At 61.6% G+C, this 20,521-nt stretch carries 17 protein-coding genes; 8 read left to right on the forward strand and 9 right to left on the reverse strand.

Annotated features, from left to right (window positions below):
- The first annotated feature begins 188 nt into the window (after positions 1-188).
- The 4 genes from LRS56_28135 (at position 189) to LRS56_28150 (ending at position 5,514) form a co-directional block, all read left to right on the forward strand.
- A complete protein-coding gene (locus LRS56_28135) occupies positions 189-1,247 on the forward strand; it encodes a haloacid dehalogenase-like hydrolase (GenBank protein WDU62549.1) in 1,059 nt (352 codons plus the stop codon).
- Positions 1,248-1,449: 202 nt separating this feature from the next.
- A complete protein-coding gene (locus LRS56_28140) occupies positions 1,450-1,983 on the forward strand; it encodes an RNA polymerase sigma factor (GenBank protein ID WDU62550.1) in 534 nt (177 codons plus the stop codon).
- Entirely contained in the window at positions 1,980-2,936 is a 957-nt protein-coding gene (locus LRS56_28145; protein ID WDU62551.1) for a FecR family protein, read from the forward strand. The genes LRS56_28140 and LRS56_28145 overlap by 4 nt, the downstream gene beginning before the upstream one ends.
- Positions 2,937-3,066: 130 nt before the next feature.
- On the forward strand, positions 3,067-5,514 hold the full coding sequence (locus tag LRS56_28150) for a TonB-dependent siderophore receptor (GenBank protein WDU62552.1): 2,448 nt from the start codon (positions 3,067-3,069) through the stop codon (positions 5,512-5,514).
- Between the two features lie 198 nt (positions 5,515-5,712).
- On the opposite strand, the gene LRS56_28155 is transcribed toward LRS56_28150, so the two are convergent.
- The 3 genes from LRS56_28155 to LRS56_28165 form a co-directional block, all read right to left on the reverse strand.
- Positions 5,713-7,134 (reverse strand): hypothetical protein, encoded by a 1,422-nt coding sequence (locus LRS56_28155; GenBank protein WDU62553.1) that lies wholly within the window; start codon positions 7,132-7,134, stop codon positions 5,713-5,715.
- A 117-nt stretch (positions 7,135-7,251) separates the two neighbouring features.
- On the reverse strand, positions 7,252-9,093 hold the full coding sequence (gene ilvD / locus LRS56_28160) for a dihydroxy-acid dehydratase (protein WDU62554.1): 1,842 nt from the start codon (positions 9,091-9,093) through the stop codon (positions 7,252-7,254).
- Positions 9,094-9,425: 332 nt separating this feature from the next.
- Positions 9,426-10,622 (reverse strand): class I SAM-dependent rRNA methyltransferase, encoded by a 1,197-nt coding sequence (locus LRS56_28165; GenBank protein WDU62555.1) that lies wholly within the window; start codon positions 10,620-10,622, stop codon positions 9,426-9,428.
- A 276-nt stretch (positions 10,623-10,898) separates the two neighbouring features.
- On the opposite strand from LRS56_28165, the gene LRS56_28170 reads away from it, so the two are divergent.
- Both LRS56_28170 and mutM read left to right on the forward strand, forming a co-directional pair.
- Positions 10,899-11,711 carry an HDOD domain-containing protein gene (locus LRS56_28170; GenBank protein WDU65827.1) on the forward strand — a complete coding sequence of 271 codons (813 nt, stop codon included), beginning with the start codon at positions 10,899-10,901 and terminating at the stop codon, positions 11,709-11,711.
- 9 nt (positions 11,712-11,720) lie between these two features.
- Positions 11,721-12,533, forward strand: coding sequence for a bifunctional DNA-formamidopyrimidine glycosylase/DNA-(apurinic or apyrimidinic site) lyase (gene mutM / locus LRS56_28175; protein ID WDU62556.1), 813 nt, complete (start codon positions 11,721-11,723; stop codon positions 12,531-12,533).
- 123 nt (positions 12,534-12,656) lie between these two features.
- Here the strand turns inward: mutM and LRS56_28180 are convergent, their stop codons facing one another.
- From LRS56_28180 to LRS56_28200, 5 genes are all read right to left on the reverse strand, one after another.
- On the reverse strand, positions 12,657-12,908 hold the full coding sequence (locus tag LRS56_28180) for a YfhL family 4Fe-4S dicluster ferredoxin (protein WDU62557.1): 252 nt from the start codon (positions 12,906-12,908) through the stop codon (positions 12,657-12,659).
- Positions 12,909-13,250: 342 nt separating this feature from the next.
- A complete protein-coding gene (coaD, locus tag LRS56_28185) occupies positions 13,251-13,730 on the reverse strand; it encodes a pantetheine-phosphate adenylyltransferase (GenBank protein WDU62558.1) in 480 nt (159 codons plus the stop codon).
- 114 nt (positions 13,731-13,844) lie between these two features.
- Complete coding sequence (locus tag LRS56_28190) at positions 13,845-15,440, reverse strand: GMC family oxidoreductase (protein WDU62559.1); 1,596 nt, start codon at positions 15,438-15,440, stop codon at positions 13,845-13,847.
- 146 nt (positions 15,441-15,586) lie between these two features.
- The gene (locus LRS56_28195; protein WDU62560.1) at positions 15,587-16,132 is read right to left on the reverse strand and encodes a twin-arginine translocation pathway signal protein; all 546 of its coding nucleotides are present in this window, start codon (positions 16,130-16,132) and stop codon (positions 15,587-15,589) included.
- Between the two features lie 28 nt (positions 16,133-16,160).
- The gene (locus LRS56_28200; protein WDU62561.1) at positions 16,161-17,588 is read right to left on the reverse strand and encodes a coniferyl aldehyde dehydrogenase; all 1,428 of its coding nucleotides are present in this window, start codon (positions 17,586-17,588) and stop codon (positions 16,161-16,163) included.
- 146 nt (positions 17,589-17,734) lie between these two features.
- Between LRS56_28200 and LRS56_28205 the strand changes: the two genes are divergently transcribed.
- Both LRS56_28205 and LRS56_28210 read left to right on the forward strand, forming a co-directional pair.
- Positions 17,735-18,406: a TetR/AcrR family transcriptional regulator gene (locus LRS56_28205; protein ID WDU62562.1), complete on the forward strand. Its 672-nt coding sequence runs from the start codon at positions 17,735-17,737 to the stop codon at positions 18,404-18,406.
- A 33-nt stretch (positions 18,407-18,439) separates the two neighbouring features.
- Positions 18,440-19,294: a sulfurtransferase gene (locus tag LRS56_28210; protein WDU62563.1), complete on the forward strand. Its 855-nt coding sequence runs from the start codon at positions 18,440-18,442 to the stop codon at positions 19,292-19,294.
- A gap of 103 nt (positions 19,295-19,397) precedes the next feature.
- Here the strand turns inward: LRS56_28210 and LRS56_28215 are convergent, their stop codons facing one another.
- Positions 19,398-20,393: a hydrolase gene (locus LRS56_28215; protein WDU62564.1), complete on the reverse strand. Its 996-nt coding sequence runs from the start codon at positions 20,391-20,393 to the stop codon at positions 19,398-19,400.
- Positions 20,394-20,521: the final 128 nt, after the last annotated feature.

A 20,521-nucleotide genomic window follows, 5' to 3' on the forward strand; every position in this document is an offset into this window, starting at 1 on the left:
AAGCGTAACAGCTTGAAATATAATGATTTAATACCAATATGGAATGGTGACTGTCGTTTTTGGAATAAGCGTTTGACGCTCAGGCGCATGCCCGTGGCGGGATCAGGACGCACGCGGTCGTGCTCAATGTGGGAACTGTCACAGGGATTTGTTAGCGTCGATGTCTTTCACTCAGGGAGAAAACGCTTATGAAGCTCGCGCCAACTTTACTTGCCGCCGCCTTCTGCCTCGGCCTCGCCGGCCAGGCATTTGCCGCCACCGAGTTGAAACACTGGCCGGCGCCCGCCGCCGAGCAGTTGAACAAGATGATCGCCGCCAACGCCAACAAGGGTAACTTCGCGGTGTTCGACATGGACAACACCAGCTACCGCTACGACCTCGAAGAATCCTTGCTGCCGTACATGGAAAACAAGGGCCTGATCACCCGGGACAGCATGGACCCGTCCCTCAAGCTGATCCCGTTCAAAGACACCGCCGACCACAAGGAAAGCCTGTTCAGCTACTACTATCGCCTGTGCGAAGTGGATGACATGGTCTGCTACCCGTGGGTCGCGCAGATTTTTTCAGGCTTCACCCTCAAGGAACTGAAGGTCCAGGTTGACGAGTTGATGGCCTCCGGCAAACCGGTGCCGGTCACCTATTTTGAAGGCGACGTGGTGAAAAACTCCGAGGTGCAGCCGCCCAAGGTCTTCACCGGCCAGGCTGAGCTGTACAACAAGCTGATGGAAAACGGCATCGAGGTCTACGTCATGACCGCCGCCTCGGAAGAGCTGGTGCGCATGGTCGCCGCCGATCCGAAGTATGGCTACAACGTCAAACCTGAAAACGTCATTGGCGTGACCACCCTGCTCAAGGATCGCAAGACCGGCGAGCTGACCACCGCACGCAAACAGATCGCCGCCGGCAAATATGACGAGAAAGCCAACCTCGGCCTGGAGTTGACGCCCTACCTGTGGACCCCGGCGACCTGGATGGCCGGCAAGCACGCGGCGATCCTGACCTATATCGACGAATGGAAAAAACCGGTGATCGTCGGCGGCGACACACCGACCAGCGACGGTTACATGCTGTTCCACGATGTGGACGTGGCCAAAGGCGGCATCCACCTGTGGATCAACCGCAAGGACAAATACATGACCCAGCTTAACGGCATGATGGCCAAGCATGCGGCGGCGCAGGCCAAGGAAGGGCTGCCGGTGACGGCGGACAAGAACTGGGTGATCGTCAAGCCGGAGGAGATTCAGTAAGACTGAGTTGCCTGCTTCGCGAGCAAGCCCGCTCCCACACTTGACCGAGTTCCAACCTGCGAATGCGGTCGAATGTGGGAGCGGGCTTGCTCGCGAAAGCGGCCTGAAGAACACTGCATAAACCCCAGCAAAAATAGATATCAATTGCGAACCAATCTCATCCTCTGCTAGCGTGCGCACTCCTTCCTCTCAAGGTAGTGCTGTGCTCTCCTGGAATTTGCAGATCGCGCGCCTGTTCGCGGAGCAGAAGAAAGCCCTCGAAGCCTTCGTCACTCGCCGCACCGGCAGCGCCCAGGTGGCCGCCGACCTGACCCAGGAATCGTTCCTGCGCCTGGCGCGCCTGGACTCCGGCGAGAAAATCGATAACCTCCCGGCCTTTCTCTTCACCATCGCCAGCAACCTGGTGCGCGATCACCAGCGCCAGGCCATCCGCCGTGAGCGCCTGGATGCGGGCGAGCCCAGCGAAGAACTGCCCTGCACCAACCCCGGTGCCGACGAACAATTGGCCGCCTACCAGCAGGAACAGCTGATGCAGGACGCGATCCTGGCGCTGCCCGAAGCGACTCGGCAGATCTTCCTGCTTTATCATGTCGACGAACTTTCCTACCGCGAGATTGGCGAACGCCTGTCGATCACTGCGCGCAGTGTGGAATACCAATTGCGTCGGGCCTTGATTGAATGCCGCGCCTACATCAAGACGCGGCTTGCCTGCGATGAACAAGGACGTCGGTCATGACTGCCACACCCACTGCCGACGCATTGTTCGAAGAGGCGTCCGGCTGGTATTTCCGCCTGCAGGCCGAGGACGTGACTGCCGCCGAAATGGACGCCTTCGCCGCTTGGCTGGGCCAGGGCCAGGCCCAGGATGAAGCCTGGCAGGAAGTGCAGGCGATGCTCGGCGGCCTGCGCGAACCGGCACGGCAGGTGCGTCGTGCCGAACAAGCCGCCTGGCGCAAACCGGCCCTGCGCTGGCGGCGCTGGGCGTGCGCGGCCGCCGTGTTGCTGGCGGTGGGGCTCACGCTACCCAACACCCCCTGGCTGGACCGTTTGCGTGCGGACTACGCCACCGGCACCGGCGAATCGCGCACCATCGAACTGGCCGACGGTTCCCACTTGCAACTCAATACCGACAGCGCGGTGCAAATCCGTATGAGCGCGGGTGAGCGGCAGGTTCGCTTGTTGCGTGGCGAAGGCTTTTTCGAGGTGACCAAGGACCCGACGCGGCCCTTTGTGGTGCAGTCCGGCGAGGGTTGGGTGAGGGTGGTCGGTACGCAATTCAGCGTGGCGCGGCGCGATGCCCAGACGCGAGTGCAAGTGGCGCAGGGCAAGGTGCAGGTCAGCGCCGGCAGCGGCGCGCCGGTGTACCTGGAGCCGGGGCGGGCCGTGGAGTATCAGGGCCGGCAATTGGCCGAGGCCCACGGTTTTGACCCGGCCAGTGGCTTTGCCTGGCGCCAGCGCCAACTGGTGTTTCGTCAGCAGCCGTTGTCGGAAGTGGTCAGCGAGTTGAACCGCTACTGGCCTGGCACGACCTTCGTGCTGGGCGATGCACTGCGCAACCGGGTGGTATCCGGCGTCTTCGAAATCGACAAACCCGACGCCGTGATCAAGGCGCTGGAATACACCCTCAACCTGCGCGCCGAGCATTACACCCCGTATTTGCTGGTGTTGCGTGAAGGTAAGGCGTCGTAATCGCACATTTTTGAAAAAACTTTCAGGGTTTCCCCGCAGGCGGTCGTCCTTGATCACTGAGGCGTAAATAGTAAGCACTCTCAAGTAGTGCGGCGCCGATCACAGACTTTTGCACCGGGGAGCACCATCCATGGCACACCGATTCGCCGCACAGCCCTTGCTGGCACTGGCCATTTCCATGGCCTGCGGCACTGCGCCGCTGTACTTGCAGGCCGCTGAGACCACCCAGGCCCAGACGTACCGTTTTGATATCCCGGGGCAAAGCCTCGACGGCGCACTGGCGGCGTTTTCGGCGGTGACGCGGGTGCAGGTGCTGGTCAGTGGTGAGTTGACCCAAGGGGTGGTGTCGCCGGGCGTGAGCGGTAACCTGGGCCAGCGTGAAGCCTTGGGGCAACTGCTCGGCGGGACCGGGTTGAGCGCAGCGTTCATCAATGCCGACACGGTCACCCTGGAAAAGCGCGTGGCAACCGGCGCGGCGCTGGAGGTTGGCGCCACCACCATCAGCGCCGAACGCCTGGGGGCGACCACCGAGGGCAGCGGCTCCTACACCACGGGTGCGGTGACGATCGGCAAGGGCGAACAGAAGCTCAAGGACATCCCGCAATCGGTCAGCGTCATGACCCGCAAGCAGATGGATGACCAGAACACCACCAAGCTGTCTGAAGTGGTCAAGCGCACGCCTGGCCTGACCGCGACCAAATCCCCTGGCCCCGGCATGTTCATCTTCTCCCGTGGTTTCGAGATCGGCACCCTGCAATACGACGGGGTCGGCCTGCCGCGTAATACCTACGCGCTGGGCAGCTACCTCACCGAGAACATGGCGATCTACGACCGTGTCGAGACCCTGCGCGGCCCGGCCGCGTTGCTGCAAGGCGCCAACAGCCCGGGCGGCACCATGAACCTGGTGCGCAAGCGCGGCCAGCAGGCGCCAACCGTGGCCATCACCGCCAAGGCCGGCTCCTGGGACCATTACGGCACCCAGGTCGACGCCGGTGGCCCGCTCAACGCCGAAGGCACCCTGCGCGGCCGCTTCGTGGCGGATTACGACACCACCAACTCCTTTATCGACTATGTCGGCGGTTGGAACCAGACGGTGTATGCCGCCGTCGACTACGACTTCACCCCGGATACCACCGTGGGCGTGGGCATCAGCAACCAAAAAGGCCACACCCGGCCCAACTTCATGTCCCTGCCCCGGTATGCCAATGGCAACGATATCGGCCTGCCCCGCTCGACCTTCGTGGGTGCCAGCTGGAACCGCAGCGTCAACAACCAGACCCAGGTGTTTGCCGACATCGAGCATCGTTTCAACGATGACTGGAAGTTGAAAGCCGCCCTGGTTGCCATGGACGAGCACAACGACGCGACCTACCAGGCGACGTGGGACGAGATCCCCAACCCGGGGACGACAGGCAATGTTCGCTACGTGGACTGGGTCACCGACTTCAATACCAAGAGCCGCGGTGTTGATGTTTACGTCGACGGCAAATTCGAAGGCCTGGGTTTGCGGCAGGAGATGGTACTGGGCGCCAACTATTCCAAACTCACCACGGATGATTTTTGGGCGCGTGCGGCCACGGCGGGTGCGGATATCTTCAACATCGACCACAACCGTGTGCAGCGCGACAGGAACCAGTTATTCCAGGCGGGTAGTGCTACGAAGAGCTGGTATGACATCCGTCAGAAGGGGATTTATGGCACCTGGCGCGTCCAACTAGTGGACCCGCTGACGTTGATCCTTGGTGCGCGCACCAGTTGGTATGACTATTCCTACAAGGACGAGAGCGGTTTCCAGGGTGTGTACGGCGACCCTACCAGCAGCACCACGCAAAGCAATGGCCACGTCACGCCCTACGCTGGGCTGGTCTACGCGCTCAATGAGCAATGGTCAGCCTATGCCAGCTATACCGACGCCTTTGAGCCACAAACCAGCCTGACCACCTCATTGACCGTGCTCAAGCCCATCGAGGGCCAGAACTACGAGCTGGGCCTGAAGGGCGAACTGGCTGACGGTCGCCTCAATACCTCGTTCGCGGTGTTCCGCTATGACCAGGAAAACCGGGCGGCCCAAGACCTGCAGGGCGGCAAAGTCTGCGGCGGCTGGTACTGCTCGCTCGCCTCCGGCAAGGTGCGCAGCCAAGGCTTCGAAGCCACGTTGAGCGGCGAAGTGCTGCCGGGCCTGCAACTGGTCTCCAGCTACACCTACAACACCACCAAATTCCTCAAGGACGACACCTACGAAGGCAAGATCTTCAGCACCTGGACCCCCAAGCACCTGCTCAAGGTCTGGGGTGATTACCAGTTGCCGGGGGATTGGCACAACGTCAGCGTCGGCGCCGGCGTGACCGCGCAAAGCAGCACCGAAGCCTATGACCGCAACTTCAGCGTGCCGGGTAATGCGCTATGGGACTCGCGGGTGGCCTACAAGATCAACCAGGAATTCACCGTGGCGGCGAACCTGAACAACCTGTTCGACAAGAAGTACTACATCCCGGCGTATAACGCGACCTGGGGCAGTAACTACTATGGCGATCCGCGCAATGTGATGTTCAGCATGACCTACACGCCGCAGTTCTAAGCACTACACAATCTCTGTAGGAGCGGGCTTGCCCGCGATGGCGGTGTGCCAGGCAATGATTTGCTGAAAGGTCCATCGTCATCGCAGGCAAGCCAGCTCCCACATTTTGACCGTACCCGTTGTTCTCCTGCTTTTCTCCAGGCAAAAAAAGCCCCGCACTTGGCGGGGCTTTGTCGTGGCGCAAGCCTCAGCCGTACTTTACTTCACCGACTTCAGATGCCAGTTCCACAGCGCCACGATCGCGTCCTCGCGCACTTTGATGAACAGGCCGTAGTCAGCCAGGTACACCGACTGGACGGTCCAGGTCGGTTTGCGGGTGCTCAGCATCAGGCAGTCGAGTACCTTGGCCTGGCCCTGCAGGTCCGGGAGCAGGCTGCCGGCCGCCAGTTCCCTGGTTACTTTGCAGGTCACAGTCCTGGGCTCGTTGGTGTCGGTGGACGGGCTGCCATCCGGGTTGACCGACTTTGACCAGGTCTCGGTGTAGCTGACTTCACTGCCTGGCGGCAAGCTGTGCCAGTCACCTTGAAAGCTCAAAGCCGTCAGCACGCGTGTCTGCGCTTTTTCATTGCCGGTCTTGCGATCGATACGCTGGCTGGCGAGGTCGAACAGGCCCCTGAATGTCAGGTCGAGGCTGTAGCCCAGCGCCGAGTCCTGGGTTTGCACCAGCGTTTGGCCAGACGCGCCGTCGATACTGATCGAGGTCTTTTTGGTCTGGTCGCCGACGCGGGTTTTGTTGAAAAGCAACGCGTCATAGTCGTAGTTCAGTTGGCTAAGGGCGCGTGCCGGCTTGGGCAGGCCAAGTGCCTGGATCGCGGCCACCACCGCCGGCTGGACAGCTGGTGTGCGGATGACCGGCGCGAGTGCCTGGCGGGCCTTGAAGACGGGCAGTTGGGCCAGTGCATCCGGCGCCGGGCAGACCGCATTGAAGATGCGCACATGGTCGGCTGACGCCTGATTCAGCGTTTGCGGCTTGAGTTGTCGCTGGATTTCGCCGTTGATCGCCTGGCGGGCATCATCGATGTTGAATTGGCTCAGCAGCGTGACGCTGCGCTGTGGGCAATCCAGGGCCAGCCGCTGCTGCTCCTGAGCCACCAGTGAGCCGCCTTTGCTGATGTGATAGTGCCGAAAGTCGGTAGCGGCCCACACATACACCTGGCCGGCGCGTTGTTCCAGGCTGTTGCGATCAATCAGCAACCAGTCCTGGTCTGCGGGCGCTGCCAGTGTCCGCCAGTCCGGCGCAGGGCGTGCTTTGCAAATACTTTGCAACTGGGCGCTTTGCTGCAACTGTTGGGCTTGCAGCGCCGGCAGATCGGAACCCGTGCCCTGTGGGTCGGTAAAGGGCCTGAGGCTGGTTGAGGTGGGATAGAACATCCTCGCCGGGCCTTGCGCGCACGAAGCGTCAAATCGAAGGGTGACGGGCTTTTGCTTCAATTCCACGGCGTACATGACCCTGTCGCCTTCGCGCACGATGGAGTGCTCGAGTGCCGGCAGTGTCAGGGCCTCGTTGAAGAGTTCCGGGCCAGGGTCGGGCTGAGGCTTTGGCGTGGAGCTGCAAGCCGCGAGGGCCAGCAGCGAGAAAACCAGGGCAGTCGGACGAAGAAAGGTCGAGCGGGAGTCCATGCGGATACGGTCCTTGATAATTCAGTCGCGGACTGTATCGGCCTGCGGATAAAACACAATAGCGTGCACGCCCCAAAAAAAGCCCCGCACAGGGCGGGGCATTTTTATGCGCGAGGCTTACAGGCCGTCGAGCATCGCCTTGTTACGCACGGCACCCTTGTCGGCGCTGGTGGCCAGCAGGGCATAGGCTTTGAGCGCGGTCGTGACCTTGCGCGGACGCTTCTCCACCGGCTTCCAACCTTTCTTGTCCTGCTCGACCCGGCGCGCAGCCAGCTCTTCATCGCTGATCAACAGGTTGATCGAGCGGTTCGGAATGTCGATCAGCACCTTGTCGCCGTCCTGCACCAGGCCGATGGCGCCACCGGCAGCGGCTTCAGGCGAAGCGTGGCCGATGGACAGGCCCGAGGTGCCGCCGGAGAAACGGCCGTCGGTCAGCAGGGCGCAGGCTTTGCCCAGGCCCTTGGACTTCAGGTAGGACGTGGGGTAGAGCATCTCCTGCATACCCGGGCCGCCTTTCGGGCCTTCGTAGCGGATGATCACGATATCGCCTTCTTTCACTTCGTCGGCGAGGATGCCGCGGACCGAGCTGTCCTGGCTTTCGTAGATCTTGGCGCGACCTTCGAAGACGTGGATCGACTCATCCACACCGGCGGTTTTCACCACGCAGCCGTCGAGGGCGATGTTGCCGTACAGCACGGCCAGGCCGCCTTCTTGCGAGTAGGCGTGCTCGACGCTGCGGATGCAGCCGTTTTCACGGTCGTCGTCGAGGGTGTCCCAACGGGTCGACTGGCTGAACGCGGTCTGGGTCGGGATGCCCGCCGGGCCGGCCTTGAAAAAGGTGTGCACGGCTTCGTCGTCAGTCTGGGTGATGTCCCACTTGGCGATGCCTTCGGCGATGGATTTGCTGTGCACGGTCGGCAGGTCGGTGTGCAGCAGGCCGCCACGGGCCAGCGAGCCTAAGATCGAGAAGATCCCGCCGGCGCGGTGCACGTCTTCCATGTGGTACTTCTGGATGTTCGGCGCGACTTTGCACAGTTGCGGCACGTGGCGGGACAGACGGTCGATGTCGCGCAGGTCGAAATCGATCTCGGCTTCCTGGGCCGCGGCCAGCAAGTGCAGGATGGTGTTGGTGGAACCGCCCATGGCGATATCCAGGGTCATGGCGTTTTCGAACGCCTTGAAGTTGGCGATATTGCGCGGCAACACCGACTCATCGTTCTCGGTGTAGTAACGCTTGCACAGCTCGACGATGGTACGGCCAGCCTGCAGGAACAGCTGTTCGCGGTCGCTGTGGGTGGCCAGGGTCGAACCGTTGCCCGGCAAGGCCAGGCCCAGGGCTTCGACCAGGCAGTTCATCGAGTTGGCGGTGAACATGCCGGAGCACGAACCGCAGGTAGGGCAGGCGCTGCGCTCGTATTCCGCAACCTTCTCGTCAGAGGCGCTGGAATCGGCGGCGATGACCATGGCATCCACCAGGTCGAGGCCGTGGGAGGCGAGCTTGGTCTTGCCGGCTTCCATCGGGCCGCCGGACACGAAGATCACCGGGATGTTCAGGCGCAGCGCGGCCATCAGCATGCCGGGGGTGATCTTGTCGCAGTTCGAGATGCACACAATGGCGTCGGCGCAGTGGGCATTGACCATGTATTCCACGGAGTCAGCGATGATCTCGCGGCTCGGCAGGGAATACAGCATGCCGTCATGGCCCATGGCGATGCCGTCATCCACGGCGATGGTGTTGAATTCCTTGGCCACGCCGCCAGCGCGTTCGATTTCGCGGGCGACCAGTTGGCCCAGGTCCTTGAGGTGGACGTGGCCCGGTACGAACTGGGTAAACGAGTTGGCAATCGCGATGATCGGCTTTTTGAAGTCGTCATCTTTCATCCCCGTGGCACGCCACAGTGCGCGCGCGCCGGCCATGTTGCGGCCGTGGGTGGATGTTTTCGAGCGGTAATCTGGCATGGAGCACTCCGGGCGGCTAATCGGTATCAAAAGGGAGTGAGCTTCTATTGACGTCTGGAACACCCGAAAAATGGCCCTGGTGTCCGGAAGTTGCCGCAAACGTTACGGGATCGCCGTGCGCAGTGGCCTTGAGCTCATAAACCCGCCGGGGGATGACTGGCGATGAATAGGGCCGATTCTACACCGCTGGCGGCTGGAGGGAATGGCCGTAAGCGTGGAGACAGCGCTTACGGGATGTGTGGTGGTTTGTGGCGGTAGGAACAATCGTTCTGACACAACACAAAAAAGGTGGGAGCTGGCTTGCCAGCTCCCACCTTTGATCGGCATGTTACTTAGCTGTTCGGCAGCAACCGACAGGTAATGCTCTTGATGTAGCGCGTCTCGGCAATTGCCGGGTGCACCGGATGGTCCGGGCCTTGGCCGCCGCGTTCGAGCATCTGGATGTTGCGGTCCAGGTGGCGGGCGCTGGTCAGCAGGATGTTTTGCAGGTCGTCTTCCGGCAGGTGCATGGAGCACGAGGCGCTGACCAGGATGCCGTCCTTGCTGAGCAGGCGCATGGCTTGCTCGTTCAGGCGGCGGTAGGCGCCTTCGCCGTTTTTCATGTCTTTTTTGCGTTTGATGAAGGCCGGTGGGTCGGCGACGATCACGTCGAAGCGTTCTTCGCTGGCTTTAAGCTCTTTGAGGGCTTCAAACACGTCGCCTTCGATGCAGGTCATCTTCTCGGCAAAACCGTTCAGCGCGGCGTTGCGCTCTACGCCGTCAAGGGCGAAGGCCGAGGCGTCGACGCAGAACACTTCACTGGCGCCGAAGGCCGCAGCTTGCACGCCCCAGCCGCCGATGTAGCTGTACAGGTCCAGCACGCGCTTGCCTTTGGCATACGGGGCCAGGCGCGCACGGTTCATGCGGTGGTCGTAGAACCAGCCGGTTTTCTGGCCCTGGATCACCGGGGCTTCGAATTTCACACCGTTTTCTTCCAGCGCGACCCACTCCGGCACCAGGCCGAACACGGTTTCGACGTAGCGGTTGAGGCCCTCGGCGTCACGTGCGGCAGAGTCGTTCTTGAACAGAATGCCACTCGGCTTGAGCACTTGGGTCAGCGCGGCGATCACGTCTTCCTTATGGGCTTCCATGGTCGCCGAAGCGATCTGCACCACCAGGATGTCGCCGAAACGGTCGACTACCAGGCCCGGCAACAGGTCGGAATCGCCGTAGACCAGGCGGTAGAACGGCTTGTCGAACAGGCGATCACGCAGCGACAGGGCGACGTTCAGGCGATGCACCAGCAGCGACTTGTCCAGCGGCAACTTGATGTCACGCGACAGCAGGCGCGCGCAGATCAGGTTGTTCGGGCTCATGGCCACGATGCCCAAAGTCTTGCCGCCGGCCGCTTCGAGGATGGCCTGGTCGCCTGCCTGGAAGCCGTGAAGTGGGGTGGCGGCCACGTCGATTTCGTTGCTGTAGACCCACAGGTGGCCGTTGCGCAAACGACGATCGGCGTTGGCTTTGAGACGCAGGCTTGGCAGGGACATGACGTCGCTCCGGAAAAAGAGCGGGAGTATACCCTTTGCGCACCGGTTCATGTGGGAGCTGGCTTGCCTGCGATGCAGTCGGCGCGGTGTATCTGACGTACGGCGGTGATCCTATCGCAGGCAAGCCAGCTCCCACATTTAGTCCGATTTCAATCGGGCATTTGGGTGTCGGTCGAGTTTGCTTAGAGGTTAGAATCCCCGCCTAGCCCAGAGTATGTACTTATGTCCCAAGAGCTTTCCGCCGAACAGATCCAACAGGCCCTGCAGGGCATCAGCGTGCCGCCCCAGCCGCAAATCATGGTGGATTTGCAGATGGAGCAATACATGCCCGACCCGGACCTGGAAGTGATCGCACGGCTGATCTCCCAGGACCCGGGGCTGTCCGGCGCATTGCTGAAGATCGTCAACTCGTCGTATTACGGGCTGAGCAACAAAATCGCCTCGATCCAGCGCGCGGTGAACCTGCTGGGCAGCCGTTCGATCATCAACCTGATCAACGCCCTGTCGATCAAAGGCGAGATGAGCGATGACACCATCGTCACCCTCAACCGCTTCTGGGACACCGCCCAGGACGTGGCCATGACCTGCCTGACCCTGGCCAAGCGTACCGGCGCCCAGGCGGTGGACGAGGCCTATGCCCTGGGGCTGTTCCACGATTGCGGCGTGCCGCTGATGCTCAAGCGGTTCCCCAACTACATGGCCGTGCTGGAGCAGGCCTACGCCAACGCCGGCCCCGACTGCCGGGTGGTCGACACCGAAAACAACGCGTTCAACACCAACCATGCGGTGGTCGGCTACTACACTGCGAAGTCTTGGCGCCTGCCGGAGCATGTGACCGACGCCATCGCCAACCACCACAATGCCCTGGCGATTTTCAGCGATGAGACGTCGCGCAATTCCCAACTGAAAAACCTGCTGGCGATCCTGAAAATGGCCGAGCACATCTGCTCGTCCTATCGGGTGCTGGGCAACCAGGCGGTCGACCATGAGTGGAATGCGATCGGCCATCTGGTGCTGGACTACGTGGGCCTGTCGGACTACGACTTTGAAAGCCTGAAGTTGTCGATCCGCGAGCTGGGCGCGCACTGAGAGGTACACATGCCCGAGTTACCAGAAGTCGAAACCACCCGGCGTGGCATCGCGCCGCACCTCGAAGGCCAGCGCGTCAGCCGCGTGGTGGTGCGTGAGCGCCGCCTGCGCTGGCCGATCCCGGAAGACCTGGATGTGCGCCTGTCGGGGCAGCGCATCGTGCTGGTGGAGCGGCGGGCCAAGTACCTGCTGATCAATGCCGAAGTGGGCACGTTGATCAGCCACTTGGGCATGTCGGGCAACCTGCGCCTGGTGGAAGTCGGCATGCCGGCGGCCAAGCATGAGCATGTGGATATCGAGCTTGAGTCGGGCCTGGCCCTGCGTTACACCGACCCTCGGCGTTTTGGCGCGATGCTCTGGAGCCAGGACCCGCACAACCACGAGCTGCTGCTTCGTCTGGGGCCGGAGCCGTTGACCGATCTGTTTGATGGCGAGCGTTTGTTCCAACTGTCCCGTGGCCGTTCGATGGCGGTCAAGCCGTTCATCATGGACAACGCGGTGGTGGTGGGGGTGGGCAATATCTATGCGACGGAAGCGCTGTTTGCGGCGGGGATTGATCCGCGCCGGGAAGCCAAGGGGATTTCCCGTGGGCGTTACCTGAAGCTGGCCATCGAGATCAAGCGCATCCTGGCAGCCGCCATCGAACGCGGCGGCACCACGTTGCGCGACTTTATCGGCGGCGATGGGCAGCCGGGGTATTTCCAGCAGGAACTGTTCGTCTATGGCCGGGGAGGCGAGGCGTGCAAGGTCTGTGGGAGCGAGTTACGCAATGTGGTGCTGGGGCAGCGGGCGAGTGTGTTTTGCCCCAAGTGCCAGAGCTGATTGCTGGGTGATGGCTGATATTGCCATCGCAGGCAAGCCAGCTCCCACATTTGGATGTGTGAATACATTCAAGTGTGGGAGCTGGCTTGCCTGCGATGAGGCCCTTACAGGCGCCGCGAAACCTCAAGCCTTACCGGTAATCTTCCGGTATTTATCCATCAACTGCTCTTCAGTCTCCGGATGGGCTTCATCCAGCGGAATGCAATCCACCGGGCACACTTGCTGGCACTGAGGCTCGTCGTAGTGACCGACACATTGGGTGCACAGGTTGGGGTCGATCACATAGATCTCTTCGCCCTGGGAAATCGCAGCGTTCGGGCACTCGGGTTCGCAGACGTCGCAGTTGATGCAATCGTCGGTGATGATCAGGGACATGGAAACTCCTGCCAGGGCTGTCAGCCAGGGCATCTGAAAACGAATGCGCGCAATTGTGCCGCATTGGCGCCCGCAGTGCGAGCAGGTCTGACCTGTGGCGAGCGGGCTTGTTGTGGTTGGGACTGTAGTTGTGGTTGTGGCGAGCGGGCTTATGTGGCGAGCGGGCTTGCCCGCGTTGGGCTGCGAAGCGGCCCCAATACAGCCGCCGCGTAGTTTCAGTTAAAAAAACGGTGGCCTTGTTAAGGGCCGCTGCGCAGCCCAACGCGGGCAAGCCCGCTCGCCACACAAGCCCGCTCGTCACGACACGCCCGCTTGTCACGACAGCCCGCTCGCTACTGAGAGTTACTTTTTGAAGCGCAGCGTCAGCGCGTCTGCCACGGCCGGGTGCACGAACTTGGTGATATCCCCGCCCAATGCGGCGATTTCACGGACCAACGTCGAGGAAATGAACGAATAACGTTCCGACGGCGTGAGGAACAGGCTTTCCACGTCCGGCGCCAGTTGGCGGTTCATGTTGGCCAGCTGGAATTCATATTCGAAGTCCGACACCGCACGCAGGCCGCGCAGGAACACATTGGCGTTCTGCTCTTTGGCGAAGTGCGCCAGCAGTGTCGAAAAGCCCACCACTTCCACGTTGGGCAGGTGCTTGGTGACCTCACGCGCCAGCTCCACGCGCTGTTCCAGGGGAAACAGCGGGTTTTTCTTGGGGCTGGCCGCGACCGCGATGATCACATGGTCGAACAAGCGTGAGGCACGTTCGACCAGATCGCCATGGCCTTTGGTAATCGGGTCGAAGGTACCTGGGTACAACACTCGGTTCATCGCGTCGTCCTGGCGGAGTCCGTTGGGGAACCGGATGGTATCGCAGCCATCCCGGTCGGCCAAGTCAACTTATGCAGAAGAAAGCACTATAGACAGCACGAATAGCGTGTTTTTTCACGCCGTTTTCAGACGTTCGGCCAATGCCGTTGCCAGTTGCGCCGTTAAACCGTACACCGACAATTGCGGGTTAGCCCCAATGCTGGTGGGGAATAACGAGCCATCGTGGATCGACAAGTTACGCAACTGGTGGTGGCGACCGAGGCTGTCGGCCACCGCGTTTTTCGGCTCTTCACCCATCGCGCAACCGCCCATCACATGGGCGCTGCCCAGCGTGGTGCGATGCAGTTCCAGGCTCAAACCGTCAATCAGGCTGCGCGCCTCGGCCAGGCTGTTCACGAACCGCGCATCGTGATGCAGCGGCTTCACCGACTTGGCGCCCGCCGCGAACTGGATCTCGGCCATGCTGTGGAAGGCGCGACGCAGGCCGTCCCAGGCGTAAGGCGACACTGGGTAGTCGAGCACCGGCGTGCCGTCCCCGCGCAAGTCCACCGTCCCGCCCGGGCTGTCGGGGTGGAAGCCGTCCCGCAACAGGGCCAGCATCGCGTGGGTATTGGGCAAGCGGCTCATGTCCAGGGCGTTTTGCGTGCCGTAACCGCCGAACAAGGTGCTGGCCAATCCTGGGTGTAAGGGCGGTGCTTCGAGCTTGTAAGACATTTTGCCGGTGGTGCCGTCCTGCCATTGGAAGTGGTCCGAATAAATCGACTGCGGCGCGCCGTAGAACGGGTTGATCACCTCGTCGAACAGCCCGGCGGAGAAATTCACCAGGTGCAAAAAGGTACGCTTGCCCAGGCGCGAGTGTGGGTCCGGGGCGTTCGAGCGCATCAGCAGCGCCGGGCTATTGATACCGCCGCCCGCCAGCACGTAATGCCTGGCCTTGACCGTGACCTTGCGCCCCGTCGGTGCCACGCAGCGTTCATCCATGGCCACACATTCCAGGCTGCTGATGTGGTCGCCGCTGTACACCAGCCGTTCGGCGCGGGCCAGGTACAGCAGCTCGCCGCCTTGCTCCAGGGTGGACGGGATGGTGGTTACCAGCATCGACTGCTTGGCGTTGACCGGGCAGCCCATGCCGCAATACCCCAGGTTGAAGCAGCCGCGCACATTGCGTGGGATCACATGCCAGCTGTAGCCGAGTTTTTCGCAGCCTTTACGGATCACATCATTGTTGGCGTTGGGCGGCAGGGCCCAGGGCGCGATCCCCAGGCGTTGCTCCATTTTTTCGAACCACGGCGCCATTTCGGCGCTGCTGTGGCCCTTCACTGCATATTCGCTGGCCCAGTGGGAAAGGGTCGCGTCGGGCGTGCGAAAACTCGAGGTCCAGTTGATCAGCGTGGTGCCGCCCACCGCACGACCTTGCAGGATGGTGATCGCGCCGTCCTTGCTCATGCGGCCGATGCCTTCCTGGTACAGGCTGGCGTAGGCTTCGTCTTCGAGCAGCTTGAAGTCGCTGCTGGTCTTGAGCGGGCCTTCTTCGATCAACAACACCTTGTAGCCGGCGGCGCTGAGGATTTCGGCGGTGGTGCCGCCACCGGCGCCGCTGCCGATGATCGCCACGTCGGCTTCCAGGGTCAGGTCATGGTCGAGGGCGGCGCCATTGTGGGTTTTCCAGCCACGGGCCAGGCCATCGCGGAACAGATCGGGTACGGGCATAGAAATGCACTCTTATTTTTGTACGAAGTTGCGGTCCATGTGGGAGCTGGCTTGCCTGCGATGGCGGTCTGTCTGCCAGTGCATTTATGGCTGATCCACCGCTATCGCAGGCAAGCCAGCTCCCACATTTGATGGGGTTATCAAGTCTAGATTTTTGGCGGGCCGGGATAGCCGCAATGGGCCCAGGACTGCGGCCGGAAGTACCAGGCCATGATCACCAGTTTGAGCAGCGAGCCCTGGCCCATGCGCAGCAGATTCAAGTAGCTGTTTTCCCAGCGCTGCAGGAAGTTGCGGACCTGCTCCGCGCTGGCGTTTTCCCAACTGCCCCAGATCCCGGTCAACGGGCCACGGGTGATGCCCATGCCCAATACGTCGAACAGTTGCTGGGTTAGCTTGAACATCTCCGGCGACAGATGCTGCAGGCTGTAGTCGAGTTTTTTCAGGGTGTCTTCAATCCCGCTGACCACTTCCTGGGTACTGGCTACCCCTTCCAGCAACACCGGAATGACGGCGCGCAGGAACGGCAAATCACTGCTGCGCAGCATGGCAAAGCCGCTCGCCGGGGTGCTGCTGGAGCAACCGCTGAGGCTGGCGCCGAGGCCGGCCGTGGCCAGGAAGGCGCTGGCGCACAGGCCGATTTTCAACACGCCGCGCCGCGACAGCGCGGGTGAATCCGTAAGGCTGGGGTTCATTGTTATTGTTATCCCGTGGGTGGCGGTATCAGCGGACAAACAGCTTCTGGATCAGTTTCTGGATGGCTTTGCCGTAAGGCGGGTAGATCAATTTCGCCGCGTTCAGGCGCTGTTTCACCAGCACACCCTTGGCTTTGCTGAACGTGAGAAACCCTTCGTGGCCGTGGTAGTGGCCCATGCCGGACGGGCCGATGCCGCCAAAGGGCAGGTCGTCCTGGGCCACATGCAGCAGGGTGTCGTTCAGGCACACGCCGCCCGAGTGAGTTTCGTGGAGTACGCGATACTGTTCGCCCTTGTTGTAGCCGAAGTAATACAGGGCCAGTGGGCGAGGGCGCTGGTTGATGTAGGCGAACGCTTGGTCAAGACCGCGATACGGCACGATCGGCAGCAGCGGGCCGAAGATTTCATCCTGCATCACGGTCATTTCGTCGCTGACATTCAGCAGCAGGCTGTGGGCCATGCGCCGTGCCTGGCCCTGGTCGTACAGCGGGATCAGGGTCGCGCCCTTTTCTGTGGCGTCCTTGATGTAGGCATTCAGCCTGGCCAACTGCCGCTCGTTGATGATGGCGGTGTAGTCCGGGTTGTCATTCAAGGTCGGATAGAACCCGCGAATTGCCTGCGTGTAGGCGTCGACGAAACCCTCGACGCGGTCTTCCGGCACCAGCACGTAGTCCGGCGCTACGCAGGTTTGCCCGGCGTTCAGGGCTTTGCCGAAGGCGATGCGTTCGGCGGCGTCCTTGAGCGGTACGTCGGCGGAAACGATGGCCGGCGACTTGCCGCCCAGCTCCAGGGTCACCGGCGTAAGGTGTTCGGCGGCGGCACGCATCACGTGCTTGCCGATGCTGGTGGCGCCGGTAAACAGCAGGTGATCGAAGCGCAGCCTGGAAAACGCCATGCCCACCTCAGCCTCACCGAGCACCACGCACACCAGGTCCTCGGGGAAAATCTTCGCCAGCAGCGTCTTGAGCAATTCACCCGTGGCGGGCGTGGATTCACTGAGCTTGAGCATCACCCGGTTACCGGCGGCCAACGCCCCGACCAATGGGCCGATAGCCAGGTACAGCGGGTAGTTCCAGGGCACGATCACCCCGACCACACCCAGCGGCTGGTAAATCACTTTGGCCGAGGCCGGTTGGAAGGCAATGCCTACAGCACGGCGGGAAGGTTTCATCCAGCTCTTAAGGTGTTTGCTGGCGTAGTGAATGCCGTGCAGGCTGGGCATCAGCTCGGCGAACAGGGTTTCGTCGGCGCTGCGGTGGCTGAAGTCCTGGCTGATGGCGCCGATCAGCGCTTGGCGTTCGTCGCTGAGCAAGTCCCGCAGCGCCTTGAGCCATTGCTGGCGTTGCGCGGCCGGCGGCATCGGGTTGGCGGCGTAGGCGCGGCGTTGGGCGTCGAACAGGTCCTGGAGTTGATCCAGCGCCTGGGAATCTTGCAGGTAGGCAACGTTGGCAGACATGGCGCAGTTCCCGATTGTTATAGGTCTGCGTGGATTTTTAGAGTCATTACTCTAAATTGTCAAATGTCATTGCAGCAACATCCAGATTTATCATGGCAAGGATAGGTCGTAAGATGCCCCATCACGTGTTTAGAAGCTGATCCCCTATGGCACCACGAGTAAAGACCAGCGAGCGCATTGTGCAAACCAGCCTGGAGCTTTTTAACCAGCAGGGCGAGCGCAGTGTGAGCACCAACCATATTGCCGCCCATATGGAAATTTCGCCGGGCAACCTGTACTACCACTTCCCCAACAAGCAGGCGATCATCGCCGTGCTGTTTCGCGAATACGAAGCCCTGGTGGACAGCTTTCTGCGCCCGCCCCAAGGCCGAGCCGTGACCGTCGAAGACAAGCGTTTCTACCTGCAGGCCGTGCTGGCCGGCATGTGGCGCTACCGTTTCCTGCACCGCGACCTTGAACACCTACTGGAAAGCGATCCGGAACTGGCCACCGGCTATCGGCGGTTTTCCCAGCGCTGCCTGATCCAGGGCAACGCCATTTACCAAGGGTTTGTCGATGCCGGCATTCTCAATATGAACCCGGTACAAACCGAAGCGCTGACCCTCAACGCCTGGATCATCCTCACCTCCTGGGTGCGGTTCTTGTGCACCACCAATGAAAATTCCGCGCATTTGAGCGCCGAAGCCATCAAGCGCGGGGTGTACCAGGTGTTGGTGCTGGAGGCGGGGTTTGTCACGCCCCAGGCGAAAGACGCGGTGGACGCGTTGTTCAAAGAGTTTTACGTGCCGTTGAATCAGGCACTGGAAGAAGTGAAGTAGGACCTTTCCCGAATCTGTTCACAGGAGTCCGTCATGCCGCTTGCCCAACTGATCAGCCCCCAGCAATTGGCCGAGCGCCAGAAGTTGGCCGGGCTGGTGATCCTCGATTGCCGTTTTGCCCTGGAAGACCCGGACTACGGGCTTTGCAGTTACGCCGAAGGACATATCGAAGGTGCGCAATATGCCGACCTGGAGCGCCATCTCAGTGGTCCGGTGACCAAGGGCGTGACCGGGCGTCATCCGTTGCCGGCGGCGAATACCTTCGCCGAGCAGCTGCGGGCCTGGGGCGTGAGCGCCGACACCGATGTTGTGCTGTATGACGACGGCCCCGGCGCCTACGCCGCCCGTGCCTGGTGGTTGCTGGCCTGGCTGGGCAAGCGCGATGGCGTGTTTATTCTGGACGGTGGCCTCAAGGCCTGGCACGCGGCTGGTTTCCCGCTGAGCCTGGATGCGCCGGTGATTGAGCCCGGCACCTTTGCCGGTGCGCCCGACAATCGCCTGGTGCTGGACGCCGAACACCTGCAAAAGCGCCTGGGCCAACCTGGCCTGACCCTGATCGATGCTCGCGCCCAAGCACGTTTTCGCGGCGAGGTGGAGCCGATTGACCCGGTCGCCGGGCACATTCCCGGCGCGCAGTGCGCGGCGTTTAATGAAAACCTTGGCAGTGACGGCCGCTTCTTGCCGGCCGACCAGCTCAAGCAGCGTTTCGCCGCCCAATTGCAGGGGCGCTCGCCGGATGAGCTGGTGGCGTATTGCGGTTCGGGCGTGACGGCCTGCCATAACCTGTTCGCCTTGAGCCTGGCCGGTTACCCGCTGGGCAAGCTGTATGCGGGGTCGTGGAGCGAGTGGATTACCGACCCGGCGCGGGCAATTGCTACCGGCGACTGATTTATCGGCCGTGTAAACCCGATCAAAATGTGGGAGCTGGCATGCCTGCGATAGCGGTGTTGAATGTGCCACCGCTATCGCAGGCAAGCCAGCTCCCACCTGTTTAACCGCGTTGTGCCAGCAGCCATTGCGGGATTCGACGCTCCAGGTAGTAACCGGGGCGTTTCAGCGACCCGTCGACAAACCCCACATGCCCGCCCTTGGCCAGCAACTCAAACTCGGTGCATGTCGACAGTTCACTCGCCTCAGGCAGGCTGTGGGCGAACACGAACGGGTCATCGGCGGCCTGGATAATCAGGGTTGGCGTACGGATATCACCCAAGTAATAACGGCTTGAGGCGCGACGGTAATAGTCCTCGGCACTGAGAAAACCGTGCAGCGGTGCGGTCACCCGCCCGTCGAAGTCCCAGAACGTGCGCATTTTTTCCAGAGAGCCCAGTGATTCCAGGGTTTTTAGCCCTTCAGCGCGACCGTCCTGCACAAAACGGCTCTGTTTGACGCGGATATACGCCACCATCTCGCGCATAAAGTGCTTTTGATAAACCCGCGAAAAGCCCAACCCGATGCGATCAGCACATTGATCCAGCCGAAACGGCACCGAGACTGCCGCGGCGCCTTGTAGCCCTGATGCTTGGCCGGTTTCGCCCAGGTGCTTGAGCAGCACATTGCCGCCCAACGAATAACCCACCGCGTACAACGGCGCCAACGGTCGTTTGGCCTTTAGATGGGCAATCGCTGCGGCCAAGTCTTCGCTGGCCCCCGAGTGATAACTGCGCGCCAACAGGTTCGGTTCGCCCGAGCAGCCACGCCAGTTCAGCGCTGCACTGGCCCAGCCTTGGGCGGCGAGGGCTTTTTGCAGGCCGGCCACGTAGGGCGAGTTGGAGGAACCGGTCAGCCCGTGCAACACCAGCACCAACGGGGCTTGCGCGTCATGCGGGCCATGCCAGTCGAGGTCGAGAAAGTCGCCGTCTTCCAGCCACAGGCGTTCGCGTTGGCGTTCGATATGGGTGGTGGGGCGCCATAGCGGGCCCCACAGCGTTTGCAAGTGGGGGTTGCCGAGGCCGAAGGCGGGGGTGAACAGGTCGGAGGAAGGGATCATGAAGATCTCGGTGATGAGTTACCTGACTGTGGCGAGCGTGCTTATTGTGGCTTGTGGCGAGCGGGCTTGCCCGCGTTGGGGTGCGAAGCAGCCCCAAAGCCAGGCGACTCGGTATGCCTGACACACTG

Source organism: Pseudomonas poae (genome assembly GCA_028869255.1).
Classification (GTDB): domain Bacteria; phylum Pseudomonadota; class Gammaproteobacteria; order Pseudomonadales; family Pseudomonadaceae; genus Aquipseudomonas; species Aquipseudomonas poae_C.

Coding starts and splice junctions, on each gene's coding strand:
- coaD (WDU62558.1), bottom strand. CDS start 13,730: ATGAACCGAGTGTTGTACCCAGGTACCTTCGACCCGATTACCAAAGGC.
- LRS56_28205 (WDU62562.1), top strand. CDS start 17,735: ATGGCACCACGAGTAAAGACCAGCGAGCGCATTGTGCAAACCAGCCTG.
- LRS56_28200 (WDU62561.1), bottom strand. CDS start 17,588: ATGTCTGCCAACGTTGCCTACCTGCAAGATTCCCAGGCGCTGGATCAA.
- LRS56_28155 (WDU62553.1), bottom strand. CDS start 7,134: ATGGACTCCCGCTCGACCTTTCTTCGTCCGACTGCCCTGGTTTTCTCG.
- LRS56_28210 (WDU62563.1), top strand. CDS start 18,440: ATGCCGCTTGCCCAACTGATCAGCCCCCAGCAATTGGCCGAGCGCCAG.
- mutM (WDU62556.1), top strand. CDS start 11,721: ATGCCCGAGTTACCAGAAGTCGAAACCACCCGGCGTGGCATCGCGCCG.
- LRS56_28180 (WDU62557.1), bottom strand. CDS start 12,908: ATGTCCCTGATCATCACCGACGATTGCATCAACTGCGACGTCTGCGAA.
- LRS56_28190 (WDU62559.1), bottom strand. CDS start 15,440: ATGCCCGTACCCGATCTGTTCCGCGATGGCCTGGCCCGTGGCTGGAAA.
- LRS56_28215 (WDU62564.1), bottom strand. CDS start 20,393: ATGATCCCTTCCTCCGACCTGTTCACCCCCGCCTTCGGCCTCGGCAAC.
- ilvD (WDU62554.1), bottom strand. CDS start 9,093: ATGCCAGATTACCGCTCGAAAACATCCACCCACGGCCGCAACATGGCC.
- LRS56_28195 (WDU62560.1), bottom strand. CDS start 16,132: ATGAACCCCAGCCTTACGGATTCACCCGCGCTGTCGCGGCGCGGCGTG.
- LRS56_28135 (WDU62549.1), top strand. CDS start 189: ATGAAGCTCGCGCCAACTTTACTTGCCGCCGCCTTCTGCCTCGGCCTC.
- LRS56_28150 (WDU62552.1), top strand. CDS start 3,067: ATGGCACACCGATTCGCCGCACAGCCCTTGCTGGCACTGGCCATTTCC.
- LRS56_28145 (WDU62551.1), top strand. CDS start 1,980: ATGACTGCCACACCCACTGCCGACGCATTGTTCGAAGAGGCGTCCGGC.
- LRS56_28165 (WDU62555.1), bottom strand. CDS start 10,622: ATGTCCCTGCCAAGCCTGCGTCTCAAAGCCAACGCCGATCGTCGTTTG.